This is a genomic window from Janthinobacterium sp. PC23-8 (genome assembly GCF_002250505.1).
In the GTDB taxonomy this organism is placed as follows: Bacteria; Pseudomonadota; Gammaproteobacteria; order Burkholderiales; family Burkholderiaceae_D; genus Janthinobacterium.
Map to the genome: position 1 here is coordinate 715,632 of NZ_NJGY01000001.1, position 16,375 is coordinate 732,006.

General features: G+C 61.0%; 7 protein-coding genes. 1 reads left to right on the plus strand and 6 read right to left on the minus strand.

Translation table 11 applies throughout. The features are described 5' to 3' along the window. The 4 genes from CD932_RS28015 to CD932_RS03235 form a co-directional block, all read right to left on the minus strand. Positions 1 to 5,723, minus strand: a 5,723-nt coding sequence (locus tag CD932_RS28015) for a YDG domain-containing protein (protein ID WP_141213156.1), incomplete at its 3' end; no start/stop codon positions are given. A gap of 32 nt (positions 5,724 to 5,755) precedes the next feature. Then, a complete protein-coding gene (locus CD932_RS03225; protein ID WP_094441371.1) occupies positions 5,756 to 7,363 on the minus strand; it encodes a ShlB/FhaC/HecB family hemolysin secretion/activation protein in 1,608 nt (535 codons plus the stop codon). Positions 7,364 to 7,479: 116 nt separating this feature from the next. Further along, on the minus strand, positions 7,480 to 9,729 hold the full coding sequence (locus CD932_RS03230) for a CHASE2 domain-containing protein (protein WP_094441372.1): 2,250 nt from the start codon (positions 9,727 to 9,729) through the stop codon (positions 7,480 to 7,482). After that, positions 9,729 to 11,372, minus strand: coding sequence for an HD domain-containing phosphohydrolase (locus CD932_RS03235; protein WP_094441373.1), 1,644 nt, complete (start codon positions 11,370 to 11,372; stop codon positions 9,729 to 9,731). Before CD932_RS03235 ends, CD932_RS03230 begins: the two co-directional genes overlap by 1 nt. 180 nt (positions 11,373 to 11,552) lie before the next feature. Between CD932_RS03235 and CD932_RS03240 the strand changes: the two genes are divergently transcribed. After that, positions 11,553 to 12,437, plus strand: a complete 885-nt coding sequence (locus tag CD932_RS03240) for an MBL fold metallo-hydrolase (RefSeq protein ID WP_094441374.1) — start codon at positions 11,553 to 11,555, stop codon at positions 12,435 to 12,437. Here the strand turns inward: CD932_RS03240 and CD932_RS03245 are convergent. Both CD932_RS03245 and CD932_RS03250 read right to left on the minus strand, forming a co-directional pair. Continuing rightward, on the minus strand, positions 12,434 to 15,046 hold the full coding sequence (locus tag CD932_RS03245) for a tetratricopeptide repeat protein (protein WP_094441375.1): 2,613 nt from the start codon (positions 15,044 to 15,046) through the stop codon (positions 12,434 to 12,436). The two genes, CD932_RS03240 and CD932_RS03245, sit on opposite strands and share 4 nt — an antisense overlap. Further along, positions 15,046 to 16,278 (minus strand): ATP-binding protein, encoded by a 1,233-nt coding sequence (locus CD932_RS03250; RefSeq protein ID WP_141213157.1) that lies wholly within the window; start codon positions 16,276 to 16,278, stop codon positions 15,046 to 15,048. The genes CD932_RS03245 and CD932_RS03250 overlap by 1 nt, the downstream gene beginning before the upstream one ends. Positions 16,279 to 16,375: the final 97 nt, after the last annotated feature.

Consider the following 16,375-nt stretch of genomic DNA (forward strand, 5'->3'; position numbering starts at 1 on the left):
GCCGCAAAACCCAATGCCAGTTCGCGCTGCGCAATGGTGGCAGTGGTGGCGCCGCTGGTCGAACCCAGCACATAGTTGGCCGCATCCACGCCGGACAGGCTGGCGTTCTGCACCGTCACGCCCTTGTTGGCACCGGCGTTTTTATCGGCAAACGCTGCGTTCGCACTTGCTGTCAGAACGTCGCCAGCGACGCGGTTGTCGGTCACAAGAACCGTGGCGGCGGTGCCGCCGTCATAGGTCTTGCCGGCGGCCGCAAAGCCCAGCGCCAACGCGCGCTGGGTAATCGTCGCAGTGGTGGCGCCGGTGGTCGAACCCAGTACATAGTTGGCCGCATCCACGCCGGACAGGCTCGCGTTCTGCACCGTTACGACTTTATTGGTACCTGCATTCTTGTCGGCAAACGCTGCGTTCGCACTTGCTGTCAGCACGTCACCGGTCACGCGGTTGTCGCTAACAAGAACCGTGGCGGCGTTATTGCCGTCATAGGTCTTGCCGGCGGCCGCAAAGCCCAGCGCCAACGCGCGCTGGGTAATCGTGGCAGTGGTGGCGCCGCTGGTCGAACTCAATACATAGTTGGCCGCATCCGCACCGGACAGGGCGGCGTCCTTCACGGTAATGGTTTTACCCGTACCGGCATTCTTGTCGGAAAACGCACTGGTGGCCTTCGCCGTCAGCACGTCGTCCTTTACACGGTCATCGCTGATCGTCACCACTGCTGCCTTGCCGCCGTCGTAGGTCTTGCTGGCACCGGCAAACGCCAGATTCAGGGTGCGCTGCGTGATATCGGCCGTGGCCGTGCCGCCGGTATTGCCCAACGTATAGTTGGCCGCATCCGCACCGGACAGGGCGGCGTCCTTCACGGTAATGGTTTTACCCGTACCGGCATTCTTGTCGGAAAACGCACTGCTGGCATTCGCCGTCAGCACGTCGTCCTTTACACGGTCGTCGCTGATCGTCACCACTGCTGCCTTGCCGCCGTCGTAGGTCTTGCTGGCACCGGCAAACGCCAGGTTCAGGGTGCGCTGCGTGATATCGGCCGTGGCCGTGCCGCCGGTATTGCCCAACGTATAGTTGGCCGCATCCGCACCGGACAGGGCGGCGTCCTTCACGGTAATGGTTTTACCCGTACCGGCATTCTTGTCGGAAAACGTACTGGTGGCATTCGCCGTCAGCACGTCGTCCTTTACACGGTCATCGCTGATCGTCACCACTGCTGCCTTGCCGCCGTCGTAGGTCTTGCTGGCACCGGCAAACGCCAGGTTCAGGGTCCGCTGCGTGATATCGGCTATTGCCGTGCCGCCGGTATTGCCCAGCGCGTAGTTGGCCGCATCCGTGCCCGCAAGGCTGGCTCCCGTCACCGTGATGGGTTTGCGGCTGCCCGCATTCTTGTCGCCAAACACGGCATCAACCGACGCCGTCAGCACGTCATCCTTGACGCGATCATCGGTGACCGTCACGGTCGCTGCCGTGCCGCCATCGTAGGTTTTGTTAACACCAGTAAAGCCAAGATTGAGCGTGCGCGCCGTAATGGCGGCACTGGTCCTGCCTTCGGCGGTATTGAGCACATAGTTGCCGGCGTCGTTGCCACTGAGGTTGCTGCCCGTCACGCTGTAGTTGACGTCCTTGGCCGCGCCCACGTTCTTGTCGGTGAAACTGGCCGAGGCGCCCGACAGCTGGACCTGGTCGCCGCCGATCACGCCGGTCAGGCTGCCGCTGAGGCTGGCGTTGGTGTTGCCGTCGTAAGTTTTATTGGCCACGCTCACGCTGCCAAGGCTCACCCTGGCGCGGCTGATCTCTGCCGTACCGCTGCCGGTCGCCGCCAGACTGTAGTTGCCCAGCTCGTTACCCGACAAGGCCAGGCCGGTGAGATTGACGGCCTTGGCGGTGCCGGCGTTCTTGTCGACGAATTGCGCGGTGCCGGTCACGCCCAGGGTGTCGCCGCCGACGGCGTTGTCCAGGCTGAGGGTCGCATTGGCAAAGCCAAGCTGGCCGTCATACACCTTGCTGCCGCCGAGGATCACGCTCAGGGGGCGCGGCGTGATGGCCACGCTGGTGGTACCGGCATAGCTGATATCGTATTGGGTCGACCACAGGCCGCCCAGCGCATAAGTGCCGACATTGCGAGCTTCGCCGTAACTGGCCGTGCCGCTGGCAGCCACGTCGCCATTGAGCAGGCCGGCATAGCTGAGCGGACCGACGCCTGCCACCTGGCCATCGTAGACCCTGCTGGCCGCGCCGCTGGCGCTCACCTGCAAGGGCGTCAGGAACGCCTTCAACAGCGGCGTGGTATGGCCCTCGTAAATGCGCCAGACGGGATTGTCGTCAAAATTGAAGCCGCCGAAGCTGCTTTGCTTCTGCATGTCCTGAGCATTGCGCCCGCTGGCTCCACCCCGGTCGAAAGGCGTGCCGGCCGTATCGGCATTGAAATAGGCCGCCCCCACAACGGCGCCCGCATCGGCGCGCCCGACCACGGCGCCCACCGTATCCGATGCAAAATCACTGCCCGACACGCTACCGCTGAAATACAGCCGGCGGGCGCTGCTGCCCGCCACGCTCCAGCCGATCACGCCGCCGATGTTCTGTCGGGACAGGATCTCGTCGACCGGACTGGCCAGGCCAACGGTGCCGGTTGCATAGGCGTCGGCGATGGCGCCGCCATTACGTCCGACCAGGCCGCCGACACTGGCCGCGCCGCCCACGGCGCCGGTGGCGTACGCTTGCGAAATATCGCCATCGTTATTGCCGACCAGGCCTCCGACCCGGCTGCCGGAGGCGTTGACGTCGCCAGTGGCGCGCGCCACCGTGATGGTGCCGCGCTGCTCACTGCCGTCGTCAATGCCGAGGTTGGAGCCGACCAGACCGCCCACGTACGAACCGTTCATATTGCCGGAAGCGAAGCCCGTCACAGTGCCGCTGGCACTGGCGTTGCGGATCACCCCTCTGTTGGCGCCCACCAGGCCACCGACATAGATGTTGCCGCTGACCGCCATGCTGCTGCTCACGTTGCTGATCGTGCCGCCGACATTGTTGCCCACCACCGCGCCCACGTTCTTGCCACCGGCCACGCTGCCACCCACCATGGTCAGGTTGCGGATGGTGCCACCCTGCAAACTTGCAAACAAGCCGCTGCCAAAAGACGAGGGGCTGTCGCCGCCGTTGATGGTCAGGCCGCTGATGCTGTGACCAGCGCCGTCGAACGTGCCTGCATACGGTGCGCCGTCACCATCGAACAGCGGCGCGAAACCGGTGCGCCCGCTGCCCCGGTTCCAGTTGGCCGTGCCGCTGGCGTCGATATTGGCCGCCAGAATGTAATTCTTGTTGTAGGTTTGCGTGGCTATACCTTGCAGGCCATACACGTCGGCGATCTGGTACGGCGTGACCAGGTCGCCATTGCCGCCCTTGACGCGCAAGAAGCTGCCGCCGTCTATCCTGAAGCTGTTGGCCGAAAACGGCGGCAGGCTGGCGCTATTCTGGACCCAGTTGCCCCTTTCGAGGGAAAACTCGCCACTGACATTGAGCGGGTTGATCGAGGTGATCAGATTGTCGCCGCCGCCACCATCGCCGCCAACGTTCAGCTTCAGGTTATGCAGCACGGTGAAAAAACTGTTCAGATTGATGCCGACGCCGCTACTCAACTCGAGATTGGTGACGTAATCGCTGATGCTCAGCGCGCCGGTTTGATTGATGGTGCCGGCACTGCTGCCGCCGACGGTCAGCGTATTGGCGACGACCTGGAATAATTCGGCATTGGTCAACCCCAGGCTGTCGGTCGGCTTGTCGCCGACCACGCCCAGTGTAATCGGGCGCCCGAAAGTCATCGGCGTCAGCGTGACGCTCTTGCCTCGGATGTAGCTGCCATAACTGATATTGTCCGCTTCCAACCGCAGCGTGCCGCCGGTCAGTTGATTGCCGTCGGCGCTGCCGCTCAAGCTGATGCCGCCGCTGCTGTCATTGGCGCGCAAGGTCAAGTTGCCGCCACCGGCGTTGACGGTGCCGGCGCCGGTCACGCTGGCGCCCGACAGGTTGGTGGTGCCGCCATTGGTGCTGATCGCCGCATTCAGATTGACAACGCCGGTGGCGCTGGCGGCGTGGCCGCTGCTCGCGTCATTGGCCGACAAGGTCACCGCACCGCCCCGGGTGGTAATCGGCGCGTTGACATCGATGCGCTCGCCGGCAGTCGCAGTGATGCTCACGCCGTCGCTGGCCATATTGATGGGGCGGTTGAAGCTGATGCGGTGCGTCGCCTGCAAGGTGACGGGGGTGGTGGCAGAGGAAATCGTGCCAGCGCCGATATAGGCGGTGCCCGCCGACGGCGCATCGTCGAACTGGTCCACGTTTTGCAACTGGCCGTAGAAGTTGCCGTAGTAGGGGATCGTGATGTTGATGCCAGTGTCAGGATTGTAGCTGACGCCACAATTACTGAAGCTGTTGTTGTAGACGCAGTTGCTGTCGACGATCTCGATATCGTAGGGATCAAGCAGCCAGTTGCCGGCCTTGCCGCGCCGCGCACCGGTATCGACACGGATGCCGTCGACGGCAAGGTAGTGGCCCGAGGTTTCCACCAGGCCGCCATTGCCCGAGGCCGCGCCGCCGCGCGCCGAAATGCTGCCGAACACGCGCGCCGTCTCATTGCCCCACACGATGACCTTGCCGCCGTCGCCGCTTTGAATGGCGTCCGCGGCAATGGTGGCGTCCTTGCCGACAGCCACCTGGCGCGCATTGGCAATCGCCGGGTTCTTGCCCTGGTAGTCGCCGCCCAGCAAGACCGTGCCGCCGCCAAGGGCGCCGCTGGCGTCGACCCTGGCATTGCCCTGCATGCCGACCTGCTCACCCAATACCGTGATCTCGCCGCCCTTGCCCGCCGCACTGGTGGCGCTGGTCATGCTGCCGTTTTCCAGCAGCGTCTTGCCCGTGGCTTTGAGCACGATCTTGCCGTTCTCGCCGACCACCGCGCTGTTGGCGTTGAGCACGCCGCGCTGGTTCAGCAGCGCACCCAGCATGCCGATGCGCCCGCCCTGCGCCACCACCTGGCCGATATTGATGGCCTGGTCGGTGGGCGCCGACAACACCACGCGCAAGTCAGGATTGGCCGCGTCGGCCAGTTGCACGCTGTGACCGGCGGCCAGCAGCACATCGCCATTGGGCGCGGTGAGGATGCCGCTGTTTTCCACGTTAGGCGCGATCAGCAATATCTGCCCGCCGCTGCCGGCGTTGATCGAGCCCTGGTTGATGACGGCCCCGGCCTTGTCGCCGGCATTGAAGTTCATCTTGCCAGCCAGGAAATCCTGGTTCGACAGCGCCAGGCTCGACGCCACCAGGCCTGCCACATCGACCTTCGCATCGCGGCCGAACAGCACGCCATTCGGATTGATCAGGAACACTTTGCCATTCGACTGCAGGGAACCGAGGATCTTGCTGGGGTCTTGTCCCGTAATGCGGTTGAGCACGCTACTGCCGGCGTTTTGCTGGAGAAAGCGCGTGATCTCGCCCGGATTGACGGAAAAACTCTGCCAGTTGATGATGGTATTGGGCGTGTTGGTGATCGTAAACAGATTGCCCTGCTGATTGAACGTGGCCTGACCATGCACCACTTGCGGCAAGACCGGATTGGCGTGGGCAGCATTGAAACAGGCGGCAATCAAGAGGGCCAGCGCGGTGCGGCGCAGCGGCGGCTCGAAGGATCGGCCAGCGGCCAGGGTGCGCAACGGTTTTGGTTTGGTCATGATGTTTTATCCTTGGGGCTCAGTACAGTACATCAGTACGACAGCGCAACTCTGAAATGCAGGCGGTTGGCGTCGCGGCGCCCCGTCTGGCCGGGGTTGACCACATGGGCGTAATCGAGCTGTAGATTGGCGTAGCGGCTCAGCAAGATACGCAGGCCCAGGCCCGCCGAACCGATCGCCATGCTGTTGATTTCGGCGGGCAGCGCATGATTGCGGCGCACCCAGCCCGTGTCGTAGAAGGCCAGCGCGCGGCACTGGTAGCTGCCCTCGCCGCACCAGTTCGGTGTGTACAGTTCCAGGTTCAGATTCGCGCCACTGTCATTGGCCACTTCGCGTTCGAGAAAACCGCGCACGGTGGCCGCGCCGCCAACGCCGAACTGCTCGCCCGGCACCAGCGCATCGGCCGTGTACTGGCCGTTGAACAGCGCGCGCCATTGCCAGTCCTGCTCCAGCACCTGGCTGTAGCTGCCACTGACGCGCACGGTGCTGTAGCCGGCCTTGGCGCCGGCACGCGCCAGGGTGAAGTCGCGCTGATTGCCATTGTTGCCACCAGGAATATTACGCGCCAACGTCACCCCCGCGCTGGCCTCGCCGCGCGGTAAACTCCAGGTACCGATATAGGCGATGCTGACGGGATGCACGGTCACGTCCGTGCCCAGTTCCGTGCCGAAGAAGCGCAGGCTGTTGCGGTAGGCCTTGAAATCCAGGCCATAGACCAGCTTTGGTTCATAGTCGTCGCGCTTGCCGAAATTCTGGTTGTAGTGCACGCCGGCGGTGGCGCCGCGGCCGCTGACGGCCAGGTCGACGATGCCGGCCGACACCGTGCCCGAATCGACGTTGGAATAACTGGCAAACACATCCACCGAGTCGCCGAGCGCATACAGCGGCACGTGGTAGCCAACGCCATACACGCCGACCTGCCTGCTGTGTTCAACCGACGTGGTGTATTGCAAGCTGGCCACATGGTCGCGCCCCCACAGGTTGGCGTGCTGCAGCACCACGCCGGCATGGGTTTTGCCGGAGTCCTTGCTGCCGGTATTGTCGACGTTGAGCGTGGCTTTCCAGGCGCGTTCATCGACCACCGTGATGCCGGCGTCGACCGTGCCTTCGGCCTCGCCGCCGGCCAGCTTGACTTCGAGCTTGCGGGCCGGGTTTTCATTGGCCAGCTTCAGGCTTTCGCCCAGCGCCGGCATGTTCGGCGTCTGGCCCTCGACCAGGGCCGGCAGCGCGCGGCGCACATTGGCCTCGTCCACATACTGGTTGCCGGAAATGACGACCTTGCCGACCTGGGTCTGCACCACGTTCAGGCGAACGGCACCCTGGTCGAGCTCCTGCTCCGGCAAGCCCACCAGCACCATCGTATAGCCGCGCTCGCGGTAAGCGTTTTCCAGCGCCTCGACGGCCTGCTGGATATCGCCAAAGTCGCGCTGCCGGCCGGCAAACGGCGCCACCAGTGCCTGCACCAGTGGCGCGCCGAGCAAGGTGTCGCCACTGACCTCGTAACGGGTGATATCGAAACGTGGAATACCAGCGTCGGGCGTACCGGCGTCGGCAGCGGCTTGCGGAGATTGGGCGTTTGCGCATGCCGCGCACAGCAACAGCGCGGAACCTGCAAGCAGGCGCACCAGACGATCATTCATGTGTGAGAATTCTTGTGGTTGCATGGCCAGCCAGGCGCGGCTGGACCATCAATTGATTAAAAGCAAAGTTTAGACGGATTCTGATTTCCAGTCAGAAATTTCTATGCTACCGATGGTTATTTTGTCTCGAAGTTGGTCACGCCATCCCAGTCCTTGCCAGGGGGATCGCTGCGATACTGGCGCAGGCGCGCGCAATACAGCCGGCGCAGCCCATCGTCTGGCAGGTTCAGCAAGATTGCCTCGGCGCCATCCCAGTCGCGTGCACGCAACAGCCCCAGGACGCGCGACCAATTGTCCAGCAGCGCCAGTTCCCCGGCGTCGGCTTCTGCGAGCAAGCCGCGCGGCTCGAAAATGGCCACCGGTTCGGTCTTGCCCTTGACGCGCACGCGGTCCAGTTCGCGGTAAGCGAATTGCGGCGCCTGCGCGCGCGTAAATTCGCTCACGGCAATGCCCACGCCATACACCTTGGTAATGCCTTCCAGGCGCGCGCCCAGATTGACGGCGTCGCCCATCACGGTATAGGCGCGGCGAATGCGCGAACCCATGTCGCCCACATGCATCAGGCCACTGTTGAGGCCAATGCCGATCTGCAGCGGCGGCCAGCCGCGCGCCTGAAAGTCAGTGTTCAGGCGCGCTGCGCTCTTCTGCATCAGCAGGGCGCTGGACACGGCGCGGCCCGCATGATCGGCAAACGCCACCGGGGCGCCCCAGAACGCCATCACGGCATCGCCGATATATTTATCCAGCGTGCCGCCGTGGCTGTCACGGATATCTTCCGACATGGCCGTCAGGTACAGGTTGATATACTCGCGCAGCTCTTGCGGCGTCATCTGCTCCGAAATGGCCGTAAAGCCGCGCACGTCGGCAAACAGCACCGTCAGTTCGCGGCTTTCGCCATCCATGCTGTAGCGGTCGGGATTGTCGGCCATCTGCGCCACCAGTTCAGGCGCCACGTACTGGCCAAAGCGCGACACCAGCGCCCTGCCCTTGCGCACTTCGAAAAAGTAACCCCAGGCCAGGTTGGCGACGAACAGCGCCGTGATCATCAGCAGCAGCACGGCGCTGTCCAGTACCGCGTCAAAGTGCTGATACAGCCACCAGTTCAGGCCCAGCGCGCCGGCCAGCGCGCCACCGGCCAGCAAGACGGCCGCCGCCGGCGTGGCCAGCGCCAGCGCGCCGCCGAGCAGCAGGCCCACCAGCACCACCTGGCCGAACTCGATCGCCAGCGCGTAGTCGGGACGCGACTTGAAATGGCCGTCGAGTATCGACTTGATCAGGTTGGCGTGTACTTCCACACCGGGAAACTCGGCGTTGACGGGCGTGGCGCGAATATCGTTCAGGCCGGCGGCAGTGGTGCCCACCAGCACGATGGCGCCGTGCAGCACGTCCGCCGGCACCGCTCCCATCAGGACATCGGCCGCCGACACATAGCGGAAGGCGCCGCCGTCCGGGCCGCCCTTGCCGCGAAACTCGATGGTGGTGGTCAGGGCTTCGCCCACCGGGATCGACAGCCGCCCGCGCGGCGTAAACATGGCAATGCGGTCCAGGCCGCCATGCTCGCGCTCGGCCTCGGACATCGCATCCGCAGCCTGGCTGAACACGGGCGCAATCGCGCGCGCCTTCAGGTAGGCGCTGGCGGTGGCCAGGGACAGCGACGGATAATAGCCGTCGCCAATACGCTGCAGCAGGGTCGACGAGCGCAGCACGCCGTCGCTGTCGGTCAGGGCCGTGAAGATGCCGGCGCCTTGCGCCGCCTGTTGCAATTGCGCCAGATTGGCTTCATAGCCGGGCGCGGTAAACGCCGTTAGCGTGCGCCCATTCAGGTCGTCCACTGTGAAAGCCGGCCTGGGCAAGACACCCTTCTTTTGCCGGTCCGACACGCTATAGCCGAGCACCACCGGCTGGCCGCGCATCGCCTCGGCAAACAGGGCGTCGTAGTCCATCTGGGGTTTGAGCCGTTCGAGCTGGCTGCGCAGGCCCGGCACGCCGGCCAGCTCGCCCTTGGCCAGGCTGTCGAGCACGCCGTAGCCGGAACTGGTGTCGGGCTCGGGAAACGAAATATCGAAGCCGACCGCCGCCACGCCATAGTGGCTTGTGAGCTGAGTGACAAGGCGTGCCTGCACGTCGCGGCCCCAGGGAAAGCGGCCGATCTGGTTCAGGCTTTTTTCATCGATATCGACGATCACGATGCGCTTGTCGAGCTGCGGCGCTTCAAAGCGCATGCGCATGTCGCCCAGCATGGCGTCGAGCCGGCCAACCGTATCGCCACCGAACAAACCGATGCTGGCGCAGGCGGCCACCAAGGTCAGCAGCGCGCCGAGCAACAGGCGCGCGCCATGCTTCGACAAGCCTGAACGCCAGCGCATCAGGGCACGTAGCCGGGAATGGCGGCCTCGTCGACGGCGTCGATCTGGTCGGGCTGCATATGCTTGTGGGCAAATGCCAGGTACACCTTGCTGCGAATAAACACGTCAAACAGGTCGGGGTCGATATGGCCGTTCAGGCTGAACTGTCCCAGAATGCGCAGCGACTCGGACAGCGACTTGCCCTTTTTATAGGGCCGGTCGCAGGCTGTCAGCGCTTCGAAAATATCGGCGATCGCCATCAGCCGCGCCGGCACCGACATCTGCTCGCGTGTGAGGCCGCGCGGATAGCCCTTGCCATCCATGCGTTCATGGTGGCCGCCCGCATATTCGGGCACCTTTTGCAGATGCTTGGGCCAGGGCAGCGCTTCGAGCATGCGGATCGACACCGCGATATGGTTGTTGATGATCTTGCGCTCCACATCGGTCAGGGTGCCGAAGCGGATGGTGAGATTTTCCAGTTCGTTGGCGTCAAGGAAATCGCGCTCCACCCCGTCGGGTCCGATCCAGCGCCGCGTCGCGATGGCACGCACGCGCTCCTGCTCCGCCGGCGACATGCCTTCGCCGCCGATATTGGCATGGCGCAAAAAGTCGCGCTCTTCGCGCAGCAGCGCTTGCTGAGCTTGCAAGGACAGCACGATCTCCCCGGCTTGCGCCGGCGACGCCAGTTGCGCCTTCAAGGCGGCAATTTCGGCGTCGCGCAGCAGCACTTCGAAGCGCGTGTCGATCAGGTCGATGCGGTCGTAGATGGTTTCGAGCTTGGTGGCCTTGTCGACCACATGCACGGGGGTGGTGATCTTGCCGCAATCGTGCAACAGCCCCGCCAGCCACAGCTGCTTGCGTTCATTCTCGCTGAGCTGGAAACCGGCCATGGGACCGTGGTCCGTGGCATGCACGGCATCGGCCAGCATCATGGTCAGTTCAGGCACGAACTGGCAGTGGCGGCCAGTGTAGGGCGACTTTTCATCGATGCCGATATTGATCAGGTTGACCAGCGACTCCAGCAATTCTTCGAGCTGGCGCAGCAGCAGCTGATTGGTCAGCGCCACGGCCGCCTGCGCCGCCAGCGCCTCGATAAAGCGCTGGTCGGTGGCGGAAAACGCGATGACCGCCCCAGTCTCGCGATCCTGCGCATTGATCAGCTGCAGCACGCCGATCAGCTCGCCCTCATGGTCGCTCATCGGCACCGTCAGGAACGACGTCGAACGGTAGCCATAATGGCCGTCAAAGGCGCGCATGCCCGAGAAATTGAAGTCGCCCGACTGGTACACATCGTCGATATTGACGGAAACGCGGCGGTGCGCCGCATACGCCGCCACCGAGCCAAGATTCGGCGCGCCATCTTCCAGCCACAGCGCCACGCCGGGCACGCCGACGGCCACGCCGGCGCTGGCGCCCTGGCGCAGCCCCAGGCTGTCGTTGATACTGATATGAAACTCCAGGCTGCGCCCGTCCACGCCGGGGCGGTACAAGGTGCCACCATCGGCGCCCGTCATGTCCTTGGCAACGAGCACAATCCGTTCCAGCAGGGGCGTGATATCGCCGCCATGCAGCATGCCTGCCGCCGCGCCACGGCCCAGTTCGACGCTCAGTTCGGTCAGCTGGTCGAGCCGCTGGGCGATTTGCTCGGGATGCAGCTGCAGCATGATAGGGAAGAGGTAAGTGGCAACAGCCACAAGTGTACCGTTGGCAAGCGGCATCTGTACATTACAAAATAGCAATAACTTGAAATAGATTTCTGAAACACAACATCTGGAAAAAAAATGCCGTTACGGCCCGGGCAATTAGAATAGAATCAACAATCGTTTCAGTATAACAAGGCAGCGATGAAATTCACCTTCAGGGGAGTGCGCGGTTCGATCCCCTCTCCCGGCCCGCACACGGTGCGCTACGGCGGCAACACGACCTGCATCGAAGTGCGCACGGCAGGCGGCGCCCTGCTGATACTCGACGGCGGCAGCGGCATCTTTGCCCTGGCCAGCGCACTGCCGCGGGGCCCGGTCGCGGCGCACATCCTGATCACCCACAGCCATTGGGACCATATCCACGGCCTGCCCATGTTCGCGCCGCTGTTCATGCACGGCAGCCATGTGCGCCTGTATGGTGCGGCAGACGCGTTTGGTAACGGCATCGAACACGTGATGGCCACGCAGTTGCAGAACAATTATTTTCCCGTCAGCGAAGCGGCCATGGCGGCCGAGATCGACTACCGCACCGTGGCTGTGGGCGAGCGCATGGCGGTGGCCGACGCGGTGGTGACGAATGCCGAAATGAACCATCCGGTGATCAACCTCGGCTACCGCATCGAATCGGGCGGCGCCGCGCTGTTCTTCAGCGGCGACCATGAGCCGTTCGACAATCCGCATGCCGCCGGCACCTGCGCACATGCGGCGCGCCAGTCATCGATCGATGCGCGCCAGGCGGCCATCGACGCGGCCATTCACGGCGTCGACGCCCTGATCATGGACTGCTCGTACACGCGCGACGAATATGCAGCCAAGCGCGGCTGGGGTCATGGCACTTTTGACGCCGCCTTTGAACTGGCCCTGCGCTGCGGCGCCAAGCAACTGTACTGCACCCACCACGAACCGACCCGCAGCGACGATCAGTTGGAGGCCGTGTTTGCCGACGTGATGGCGCGCTTTGCCGGGCGGCTGGGCGCGTTGCAGGTATTCCTGGCGGCCGAGGGGATGACGGTCAACCTGGCTTAAGCCGGTGTATTTGGCTTTGCTTGCGTTGCAGTCAAACGATCAAACATGCGTCTTGTCGCGCCCTGCACTTCGGGTTCAAGTTCAGCTAGCATATCGGCACGCCCCTCAATCGCTGCTTCGAAGGCGAGAATCAAGGGTTTTGCATGTTGCTCATAACCCGACTGCCGCATCTCAAAGAGAATTAACACTGCGGTATTTGGCTGGGACAACAGTGGCACCAAAAAACCTTCGACGAAATTTTTACTGATCAATACTTCAGCTATGTCTTCAGCATCCTCTAACACATGAGACAGAAATTTCTTTACAGCACCCATTTCACCAGCATGTATCGATTGACAAACCTCTTTCAGTCTCAACCGCAGGCGTATCTCGGCACGACGTTCCTTCCATTCGGGGATCTGGTTAGAATGCAATATCGCGCCTTGATCATATGCTGATAATGCGTTTTGATCACGCCCCATCATTTCGAGTACCAGCCCCAGCAAATTCCAAGTAGTCGCCTCGTTGGGAGCGAGCCTCACTGCGTCGCGGAAAATGATCTCTGCTTCTTCAAGCCGACTAAAATGTAGTATTAAAAGACAACCTAGCGAGATTAATGGCTCTACACTAGATTCGTCGAGTTCTTTCGCCTTTCGATAACTTGCTTCCGCTTCTTCGTAAAGCTGTAACTTCTCATTCCAATCACCAATTGCAAGCCAAGACCGCACATTGGAAGGGTTGAGTTCAATTGCCTTGCGCAAGGCGGCTTCTGCTTCCTCATAACGACTTGATTGCTTTGTAAGCATAGCACCTAGCGCAAGCCATGGATCGGCAGCTAACGGCATGCTTTCAATTGCCTTGCGATATATTTTCTCCGCCTCATCAAAACGCTGCAAATACAAATCCAACAACATTCCAAACAATAACCACGGGAAATCAACCGAGTCAATTTCTATGGCTTTACGATATGCAAATTCAGCTTCTTCATAGCGATTCAAACTGCCGGATAGTAAATTGGCAAGATATATCCATGCCTTAGGGTCTCTTTCGTTGCTAATCGTAGCCTGTCTAAATGCATTTTCAGCCTCAGAAAAATTACCACTTCTGCAAGCAAGAATACCTTTTTCAATCAAAAATTTAGCCGAAAAAACTAGTGAAGGCAGCGCATCTAAAGATGCTGAAGGATAAACATCAACCGACGGGAGATACTCGTCCAGATTCCCCCCATGATTTCTTACGTGCGATTGCAAGCGATCGGTGCCGAAAGCTTCTAACTCACCGCGATGAGAAGCGGCCTCTTGCATGGCTGCCACTGCAAACGCAAATTTAGCATCAGCCAACGCACTTGCTCCACAATCCTCCTTCAACTTCTCACGCAACTCGTTGGCATCGTACATAGCCTCAAAAAACTTGGTCAGCCCAATAACATTCTGACGAATCCGCCGCGTACCGCGCATCTGCAACCATAGTCGAAATAACTGCTCCGCAATCCGGTATTGGGTACGGCCGTGATCGGCGGACTTTTCCACCAGTCCTTCATTTTCAAGTATCGCCAATTGGGCGGAAACGGTGGTGGTCGGCAAGCCGGAGTGACCGCCGATTTCGGCAGCCGTATGACCAAATCGCAAGCCATCGGCGGCGGCGATGCCGTACACGGCCAGCGCATGCATGATGACTTGCGCTTGCTCCGACAAATCTTCTATCCGTGCCTTGTAGTACGGCGTGGTGATATCCATCAGGCGCTCAAAATCTTCCACCGCGCGGCTGTTTGGACCACTGCGCAATAGCTCAAAAATGAGTCCCAGCGCGCGCGGATTGCCACCTGTCAGTTCAAACAGGGCCTCGATGCGGCCAGGGCGCGCACGCAGGCGCTCCTGCAAGTCAGGCAAGCGCTGCGCTTCGGAAAGCCGATCAAGCACCAGACGCGCCTCATCCAGACTCAACTTGCCCAGGCGCTTGGGCAGGAAGAAATCATAAAAGGCCTTGTCGTAATCCTTGAAGGGTGCCGACAGGCGTACGGAGCCGCCAATGACAATCGGGGAGGTGCTGGTCGAGAGTGCTTCGCGCAAGGCCCAATAGGCGGGCGCATGCGGATCATTGAGTTTGCGGCCGTTCTTGTCGATACGCTGAAATACCATGTCGAGGTTATCGACCAGCATCACAGGGCGCAGTTTGAGCCGCGCGCACGTTTGCTGCAATAATTTGAAGGCGACATCGGATACCGGATTATTCCGGTCGTCGTTGCGGCGTGCGGTTGCAATCGCCGCCATCAAGTCATCTGCCTCCCCCTCGCGCTTCAAAAAATCGAGTTCGTCAGCAAGCGCATCGCAAGCAGCCCACCAGAAGTCGGCCAGATTTTTGACCTGATACATCTCTTCGGGGAATGACAACGCAATCAAATGCGCGTTCAAGTCAGTATCGCGACGAATGGCAACGGCCAGCCTTTTCAGCAAGGTGGTCTTGCCAGCCCCCCGTACGCCGACCAGCAAATAGTGCTGAACGTTACCTTCCAGGGAAGCGTGCGATAACTCATCTCGCAGGAACGTAAAATCGTGTTGACGAGCAACAAAATTGGCCAGTAAGGCGTCATCGCTGAGCCAGTCGGGATTGTAGTGGGAAGTCATACTCATTACAGCGTATTCCTTCTCATCCACCAGCGGCGCAACGGTTCCAGCCGGAACCGGTAGCGTTTGTTACCCGATTTTTCATCAGGCCACCAGTACGCATCGCGTTCGAGTATGTCGCGCAGGTTGATAAAGATGCGCCGCGCGTCTTCAGGCAGCACACTGGGCAGACGCTCTTCGATTATGTTCAGCAATGCCTCTGGCCTCACGCCAAGCGGATCGTTGGCAGCGAAATTGAGCAGGGCGATCGCATGCCCGGCACTGGCTCGGTCCAGCTGCTGTTCCAGTCTGGTTATCCAGTGATGAAAGTCATTGTCACTGCCGGGCTGCACCATCGTCTCTATCGCAGCGTCGATCAACGTGCCGGCGCCAATGCCGGGGTTAGCCACCATCAGACTGCGCAAATGGTGAAAGGCCGTTTGCAGATAGTAAGGCTGCGACCATTTGATGGCGTCCACCATGCTGCGCGCATCGTCTTCATGGAATGCCATCTGATAGCGGCCAGCCAGCGCCATCAGCATGCCGACGGCCACTTCATCTTTAAATGCCGGCAGTCCCTGATGGCTCAAGCTATTGATGGTATCGGCCATGCCATGCTGCTGTACCAATGTATCAAGCCCGATCGAACCGGAAACGAGCCATCGCACACTCTGCGCGCCTGGCAAACCACGCACATCGTTGCGGAACCAGTCAAGAAAACGACGCACCCGCTGCACGCCGGTGACAGGATCGCTACGCATGATATTGAACAGCATGATAGGCAGCTCATCGATGTAGATCAGCCACCGTTGCTCCACCTGTGCAATCAATTGCAAAACTTCACAACCCACCTTGGTCCACTCCTCCGTCGCCCCTTCGGCAATTTCCACTCCTACACCGGCGGCACAGGGAACGGAAAGCTTGATGGACTTGATGCGACTTGCAACGCTGGCAAGTGCGGCAGAAATGGTGCTGGTCACTTTCGCACCGAGGGAGGCCAGTTCTGGCCTCAGTGCACTATCAAGTTTTTCAAGAAAAGCTCGTTCATCAATGCAGGAGGCGACATTGATTTCGACGCTGCGCCAGCCATCAGCACGCACCTTTTGCATGACAGCACGCCCGATGGAAGTTTTTCCGATGCGCCGTGGTCCAAGCAACAGAATATCGTCATTCGCCAAAATGTCAGTCAAACGCATGACTTCAAGTTCGCGACCAAAAAAATTACGGCCCTCCACTGGCGCTCCAGCGATGTTATCCATGATCAAACTTTCAGAAATGCGCTATGAAATTTAAGCACTAAGAAATTTTAGTACTCTATTTTTATAGCGTCAATGTTTTTCATGCCAATCAGGATGG

Bases quoted from the DNA above. Each gene is read 5' to 3' on its own strand.
- CD932_RS03225 (WP_094441371.1), bottom strand. From the start codon at position 7,363: ATGAATGATCGTCTGGTGCGCCTGCTTGCAGGTTCCGCGCTGTTGCTG.
- CD932_RS03230 (WP_094441372.1), bottom strand. From the start codon at position 9,729: ATGCGCTGGCGTTCAGGCTTGTCGAAGCATGGCGCGCGCCTGTTGCTC.
- CD932_RS03235 (WP_094441373.1), bottom strand. From the start codon at position 11,372: ATGCTGCAGCTGCATCCCGAGCAAATCGCCCAGCGGCTCGACCAGCTG.
- CD932_RS03240 (WP_094441374.1), top strand. From the start codon at position 11,553: ATGAAATTCACCTTCAGGGGAGTGCGCGGTTCGATCCCCTCTCCCGGC.
- CD932_RS03245 (WP_094441375.1), bottom strand. From the start codon at position 15,046: ATGAGTATGACTTCCCACTACAATCCCGACTGGCTCAGCGATGACGCC.
- CD932_RS03250 (WP_141213157.1), bottom strand. From the start codon at position 16,278: ATGGATAACATCGCTGGAGCGCCAGTGGAGGGCCGTAATTTTTTTGGT.